The organism is Lactobacillus acetotolerans DSM 20749 = JCM 3825 (genome assembly GCF_001436775.1).
Lineage (GTDB): Bacteria > Bacillota > Bacilli > Lactobacillales > Lactobacillaceae > Lactobacillus > Lactobacillus acetotolerans.
Genome location: NZ_AYZC01000059.1, coordinates 1 through 6,810, shown reverse-complemented (window position 1 = coordinate 6,810; position 6,810 = coordinate 1). Strand labels below are relative to the sequence as shown.

The 6,810-nt window shown below is 35.0% G+C and carries 6 protein-coding genes; 2 read left to right on the top strand and 4 right to left on the bottom strand.

Going from position 1 to position 6,810, the window contains the following annotated elements; translation table 11 throughout:
• Window positions 1-397: 397 nt before the first annotated feature.
• The 3 genes from serS to FC77_RS07180 all read right to left on the bottom strand — a co-directional run bounded on the left by serS (window position 398) and on the right by FC77_RS07180 (window position 3,087).
• The gene (serS, locus tag FC77_RS07190; protein WP_056970961.1) at window positions 398-1,705 is read right to left on the bottom strand and encodes a serine--tRNA ligase; all 1,308 of its coding nucleotides are present in this window, start codon (window positions 1,703-1,705) and stop codon (window positions 398-400) included.
• 225 nt (window positions 1,706-1,930) lie between these two features.
• Complete coding sequence (locus tag FC77_RS07185) at window positions 1,931-2,482, bottom strand: GNAT family N-acetyltransferase (protein WP_056970963.1); 552 nt, start codon at window positions 2,480-2,482, stop codon at window positions 1,931-1,933.
• A complete protein-coding gene (locus FC77_RS07180; protein WP_056970960.1) occupies window positions 2,482-3,087 on the bottom strand; it encodes a TVP38/TMEM64 family protein in 606 nt (201 codons plus the stop codon). The genes FC77_RS07185 and FC77_RS07180 overlap by 1 nt, the downstream gene beginning before the upstream one ends.
• Before the next feature lie 179 nt (window positions 3,088-3,266).
• Between FC77_RS07180 and FC77_RS07175 the strand changes: the two genes are divergently transcribed.
• Window positions 3,267-4,085 carry an alpha/beta hydrolase gene (locus FC77_RS07175; RefSeq protein ID WP_056970958.1) on the top strand — a complete coding sequence of 273 codons (819 nt, stop codon included), beginning with the start codon at window positions 3,267-3,269 and terminating at the stop codon, window positions 4,083-4,085.
• 94 nt (window positions 4,086-4,179) lie between these two features.
• Window positions 4,180-5,559 (top strand): NAD-dependent succinate-semialdehyde dehydrogenase, encoded by a 1,380-nt coding sequence (locus FC77_RS07170; protein ID WP_056970956.1) that lies wholly within the window; start codon window positions 4,180-4,182, stop codon window positions 5,557-5,559.
• A 49-nt stretch (window positions 5,560-5,608) separates the two neighbouring features.
• Here FC77_RS07170 and FC77_RS07165 read toward each other — a convergent pair whose 3' ends face one another.
• The gene (locus tag FC77_RS07165) at window positions 5,609-6,652 is read right to left on the bottom strand and encodes a zinc ribbon domain-containing protein (RefSeq protein ID WP_056970954.1); all 1,044 of its coding nucleotides are present in this window, start codon (window positions 6,650-6,652) and stop codon (window positions 5,609-5,611) included.
• Window positions 6,653-6,810 lie beyond the last annotated feature (158 nt).

The window sequence follows — 6,810 nt, the reverse complement described above, 5'->3', positions numbered from 1 at the left end:
TAGCGAAACTTTGTTCAGTTTTCAAGGTACTACCTCGTTGCCCCTTTAACAGACAACATAAACAATGATACTCGTTTGTTAACTCATTGTCAACAAACAATTTAAATTGTTTTGTCGTTTAAATCAGCGCCACGCCTCTCCAAACGACACTTATTACTTTACCTTCTATTGACATTTTCGTCAAATTTTGTGATTCGTTCGGTATTAACAGCTCATTAACTATTAATAATTCTTATTTTTTAATTACCAACCATCCTTTTCTTAAGTATTCCATTTTAGGTTAGTTAAATTATTCGTAATTTGACCACTTTTAGTCTTTAAATTCGTCAAAATTTATTTTATTTTTTAAATAAATAAAAAAGGGCTCATAATAGAGCTCTTTATAAACTGTATCTAATTAAATTAAACTTGATTGCTTAGTAATCTTCTTCATACCATTCATATACGGAACAAGTACATCCGGAACTGTTACCGACTCATCTTCATTTTGATAATTTTCCAAAATAGCAGCAACTGTTCTTCCTACGGCTAATCCAGAACCATTTAGAGTATGAGCCAAATGAAGTTTACCATTTTCATCACGATAACGGATCTTAGCACGACGAGCTTGAAAATCAGTACAATTAGAACAACTTGAGATTTCACGGTACTTGTCCTGGTATGGCATCCAAACTTCAAGATCATAAGTTTTCGCACTGGTAAAGCTTGCATCCCCTGTAGATAAAGCAACTACGTGATATGGTAATCCCAATTTCTGCAGCAAATGCTCAGCATTATGAGTTAATTTTTCTAGTTGATCCCACGAATCTTCTGGCTTACATACTTTAACCATTTCAACTTTTCTGAATTCATGCATTCTAATCAAGCCACGAGTATCACGACCTGCAGAGCCTGCCTCACTTCTGAATGCAGGTGAAAATGCAGTTACATTAATAGGTAATTTATTTTCATGAATAATATTATTACGGAAATAGTTAACTAATGGTACTTCAGCAGTTGGAATCAGAGTCAGATCACGTGGCTTATCTGGATTGTCATTATCCACAATTGTATAAACAGCCTCATGGAATTTAGGAAATTGGCCAGTTCCTTGCATTGAAGCATCATTTACCAAATATGGTGGAATTATTTCAGTATAACCATCTTTAGTATTTTCATCTAAGAAAAAGTTGGAGACTGCTCGTTCTAGAAGTGCACCCGCTCCTTTATAGTAAACAAAACGCGCACCTGAAACTTTAGCGGCCCTGTCCCAGTCAAGAATATCTAAGTCAGTACCAATATCCCAATGAGCTTTAGGCTTGAAACTGAACTTGGTCGGATCATTCCATTTACGAACTTCTTCATTGTAGCTATCGTCTGGACCAACTGGATCTGAATCAGCGGGAAAATTAGGTAATCTAAGTAAAATATATCTTTGCTTTTCAGTTAAATCGTCAACCGTTTTATCTAAGTCTTTAATTTGCTTACCCACTTCACGCATAGACTTAATAGCTGGACCTGCATCCTCCTTATTACGCTTAGCTTGTGCAATTTGCTTAGAAACATCGTTACGCTTAGCCTTCAATTGCTCACTTTGATTTAGAGCATCTCGTCTTTTTGCATCTATCGCAACTAAGTCATCTAATTCCTTGGGCTTAATGCCACGGGTTGCTAATTTCTTCTTGGCCCAATCAAGATTCTCACGAATTACTTTAATATCTAGCATTTGATAAAAAAACCTCCATCAAAAAAGAGTCAGTTCATCCCTTCTACTGGGACGAACTGACTCTATACACGGTTTCGCGGTACCACCCATCTTCAGCTGTAAACAGCTGCTCTTCATTGATTAGCTATAACGGTGCCTTACCGTGCAATTATTAATTGCCCACTTAATGAGATCTGGAAACGACATCTATTCGCTCACACCAGTCGCGAACTCTCTGAAACAGTCTTAAGACCTCGTGTTTTCATTTATTTTAAGCCAATCTTCTTTTTGGAGCAAATAATATTTTTCTTTATACGAAAAGAGATGACTGATTTGTCTATAATCTACCGTATAAACATACTTAAAACCTAACTTACTTAAGAATTTTTGTGAATGGATATTGTCTGCAAAGGTTCCTGCCCATAATTCAGTTTGCTTTAATTTCTTAAAAGCATAATCGAAAATCACTAACAAAGCTTGCGTCATATAACCATGACCCTCAAAGTTTTTATCTAATAAAAAACCAATTTCTTTGGTTTTAAGAAGGCCGCTTTGTTTATCCATTCCCCGTTCATACAATTCCACCAAACCAATTACTTGTTTATTTTTCTTTAAACAGATCACATAACTATTGGGCCGCATGGCGTATTGTTTTGCACCCTTTTGTGCCTGCTCAAGATTTTGATACTGCTCAAATCCAGCCGATTTATGGTAATAACTATCTTTACCCCACTTTAATAAAACAGGGGCATCTCCAACTTGAAAACGCCTTAAATAAATTTGGTCGGATTCTAACATCATTTGCCTACGATCTTTAAAAGCCACTTAGCACCAAAAGCTAATGCAAAACTATAAGCTGCAATAGTCCATGGTTTACACAAAATAATGATCCAAAAATAAGTCCAGAATTTCATATCTGTTAACCCAGATAAAAGGCAAAGAACATCGTCCGGCGCCGCCGGCGCAAAAATACAAATTGCAAAGAACCAATTATACTTTTTTTGATTCTTTGTCCACTTCATATATTTATTAAGAGTTTTTTCAGACACAATATGCAAAATAAACGGTCGACCATAATATCTAGCTAAGAAAAAATCAATAATCGAACCAATACAAATACCAACATAATTATAGATAAATCCAGCAATTGGGCCAAAGAAAACTACCCCAGCCAATAACGATACACCACCAGGGATAATTGGAATAACAACTTGAACGATTTGGATCAAAACAAAAATCACTGGCCCAATAACTTTTTTATTGGCTAAGTATGCCTTCATTTTCGTTTGACTAGTAAAAATCCCGAGTCGGTACCAATAAATGACCAAGAAAATGATGATAATACCACAGACTACAGTCATGATATTAATTAATTTACGACTAGCTTTAGCTGATAAGTGCATAACTTTACCTCCAAATATCAGTAGCTTAATTTTAACAAAAAATCTATCTAATTGAGGCTTTTTTTATCTATCACAGAAAATACTTAAAAAAATCACTAAATTTAAGAAACATAACCATTCAATGGTTCTAATATATAATATGAATAGAATGATAAATATTTATTAAAGAGGTTAAACAAATGGCTGTAATTAAAAACAACATTATATTTGATAAAGAGAATAATTTAGCAGCAGACATCTATTTCCCAAACGATACGTCATCTGAAACAAAAATTTTGATTTTTTGGCATGGTGGCGGTTGGTTTCGTGGCGATAAAAGCAGTGCAAAAGCAATAGGCGTTAGATTAGCCAATGCAGGTTTCATGACTTTTGTTCCTAATTATCGCTTAGCACCGAAAAATATCTTCCCCGCAGCTCATAAAGATGCTCTTAATTTCGTAAAGTGGCTCTTAGATTCAAAATTTACCGACAAAGATGACCAAAAGAACATCGTTCAAATCGGTTCCAGCAGTGGTGGCACAATGGCGCTTTACATCGCTGGCAAATATGGATTCCCAACAGTAACCTGGTCTTCTCCTGTTGATTATTCTGAGTGGATGAAAAAACACGAGAAGGTTAAACCGTCTTACGAAGCTAAAGAAGAATTGGGACTAAATAACAGACATGATATCAATAATTCATTTTATAAATATTTTGCACTAACTTATGCTGGTAGTTCTGATCAAAAGATTTTACAGAAACTGGATGCGGCTTCATATGATTATAAGAATTTACAGCAACTAATGATGATCAATTCTGCCGATGAATTAACGCCACTTCCAACCGTTTTAAACTTCATTCAAACCCTTGCCGATCAAAACCATGAGGTTGAATTATTAGTGATCAAAGGCAAGCGCCATGCAATGGACTATGGTCCAGACTATCTTGATGAGTCACTAGACTTTCTATACCAAACTATTAAGCGCCAAAATAACAGCAAAAGTAAATTGGTATACTAGAAACTATTATTAAGCATTTATTTAGAAAGCGCTTTATAACGATTCATAGAGAGTTCTTTTAGAAAATAAATTTAAAATTTAAGAGGTAAGAAATATGTCTAGATACCAATCAATTAATCCTTATACTAATAAGGAATTCGCCAACTATAATAATCCAACCACAAAGCAAATAGATGACGCGATCAATTTAGCACATGCGCTATATAAAAAATGGCGACACGAAAAGCCAGAAACACGTACTCCAATTTTGCATAATATTGCCAATGCATTTCGTAAAAATGAAGACAAAATGGCTAAAATGATGACCTTAGAAATGGGAAAATTATTCGGTGAAGCGAAAGGTGAAGTTGAAATTTCTGCATCAATCTGCGATTACTATGCTGAACACGGTGTAGAATTATTAAAACCTGAACCATTAAAAACTAAATTAGGTAATGCATACTACTTAAAACAAGCAACCGGTGTGGTTATGGCTTGTGAGCCTTGGAATTTCCCACTTTATCAAATAATTAGAGTTTTTGCTCCTAATTTTATCGTAGGGAACCCAATGCTACTTAAACATGCCCACAACGTTCCAGGTTGCGCCGCTCTCGCCGCTAAAATCATTAAGCGTGCAGGTGCACCCGAGGGCAGTTTAATTAATCTCTACTTAAGCTATGGTCAATTAGCAGATGTTATTGCTGATCCAAGAATTCAAGGAGTTGCCCTGACCGGGTCAGAACGTGGCGGTTCTTCTGTCGCCGAAGCAGCTGGTAAGAACCTGAAAAAATCAACGATGGAACTTGGTGGAAACGATGCATTTATCGTTTTAGATGACGCTGATTCAGAAGTTTTACGAAAGGTATTAGCTGGAGCTAGAACTTATAATGCCGGTCAAGTATGTACTTCTTCTAAACGAATTATTGTCACCAAATCTCGTTACGACGAAGTTTTACATGAATTAAAAACCATCTTTTCCGGTTTAAAAGCTGGTGATCCGTTGAAGGCCGACACTACCTTAGCGCCAATGAATTCTGAACGTGCCAAAGAAAAATTAAGCGCACAAGTTAAAGAAGCAATAGATGCTGGAGCCAAAATCTTTTATCAATATCCTGAAATCAATTCAAACGGTGCCTTCTTTAGACCATTAATTCTGACAAATATTGATTCTAAGAATCCTGCTTTTGACAAAGAATTATTTGGTCCAGTTGCAGAAGTATTCGAAGTTGATGATGACGATGCTGCAATCGAACTTGCAAACAATTCAAGTTACGGTTTAGGCTCATCTGTTATCAGCAAAAATATCAAACATGCTCAAGATGTAGCTGCCCAAATTGAAACTGGTATGACGGTTATTAATGGCAGTTGGATCACTGCTGGTGAATTACCATTCGGTGGCGTTAAGAAATCTGGCTACGGTCGAGAATTAAGCAGTCTCGGTCTTATGGCATTTGTTAACGAGCACTTAGTAATTGATGTAAGTAAAAATAATTAAAAACTAAATTAAGATATAATAAAAACTCTGGATAAAATCCAGAGTTTTTTTACTTATCATCATTTTCCAATGGATCATGCTGTTTTCTAAACAAGTTAAATCCTGATAAACCAGTAGTCATAACACTTGCTAAAATCAAAAAGTAGGTTGATGCTCCAACTGATACGGCATAAGTTAAAAGTTGACTGGTTAGCTTGCTAAATAATCCAGTATTAGCACGGGTTACACTTGATAATCTAAATATAATATAAATCAAAAAAACAGATTCAATTAAAGATAGAATAAACGCTACTACTTGATTCCCTTTAGTATTTTTTAAAACATTATAAATTATAAAAATTGGAAACAAAATAAGTAACAACCAAATTGCATAAAGTAAAAATGCGTATGTAGAAGTTTGCCCCGACGATAATAATCTACCAGCTAAACTTAATAATACTTTAGAAACTGATACTCGTTCCGTATAAGTAATATCCGCCACAGACGCACCAGAACCAGTAAAAAGTACAATTAAGCTAATAAAAGAAGTCAGGACAACTGAAATTTGAATATAAGAGAAATGATGCTTTTTTCTCTTTTTACTTTCTTCTACATGAGGATGATTTTCATCAAACTTCTTACCCTTCGCACGAGCTTTTTGTCCATGATTTTCTACAGCATTAAAAGTATTAGAAGCAAGTTGGTTAATCTTCTCAGTTAACCGTCTATCAGACGTATATTCTTCAATATGATCTCTGCGATCACAAAGAATAAACAGCCAAACCATTAAGATCAAGAAACCAATCCATCCTAAGGACCTCGAAAAGCTCATAATGATCAATAATAAAACACCTAATAAGAAAACGATGGTTGCATTACTACGAATCCATTTAATCATCTTTTGAACAGTTGAATTTTGCTTTTTAGGATAAAACTCTTGTCGATAAGCTGCGCGACTCGCAATCTTAGCAGCCATATCCGGATCTTCTTTTTTAGCTTTTTGATGTTGGTCAGTGAAAAAAGTTTCACGATATTTTTCTAAATTAAATTTACAATTCGGGCAAACTTTATCATCATCTGTAATTGGTCGCCCACAATTTGGACAAGTAGTCATAAATTAAGCTCCTTACACAAATTATTTTTTAGTCTCCATAGTAAAAGTTTACCATTAATATTTATTATCTCACGTAAGTTTTCACAACTAATTTTTTATGCAATAAAACAGACTAACCTAGTGTTGGATTATGAATCGACGGATTCATGATCTGGCAC

Coding starts and splice junctions, on each gene's coding strand:
- FC77_RS07185 (WP_056970963.1), bottom strand. CDS start 2,482: ATGTTAGAATCCGACCAAATTTATTTAAGGCGTTTTCAAGTTGGAGAT.
- FC77_RS07165 (WP_056970954.1), bottom strand. CDS start 6,652: ATGACTACTTGTCCAAATTGTGGGCGACCAATTACAGATGATGATAAA.
- FC77_RS07180 (WP_056970960.1), bottom strand. CDS start 3,087: ATGCACTTATCAGCTAAAGCTAGTCGTAAATTAATTAATATCATGACT.
- FC77_RS07170 (WP_056970956.1), top strand. CDS start 4,180: ATGTCTAGATACCAATCAATTAATCCTTATACTAATAAGGAATTCGCC.
- serS (WP_056970961.1), bottom strand. CDS start 1,705: ATGCTAGATATTAAAGTAATTCGTGAGAATCTTGATTGGGCCAAGAAG.
- FC77_RS07175 (WP_056970958.1), top strand. CDS start 3,267: ATGGCTGTAATTAAAAACAACATTATATTTGATAAAGAGAATAATTTA.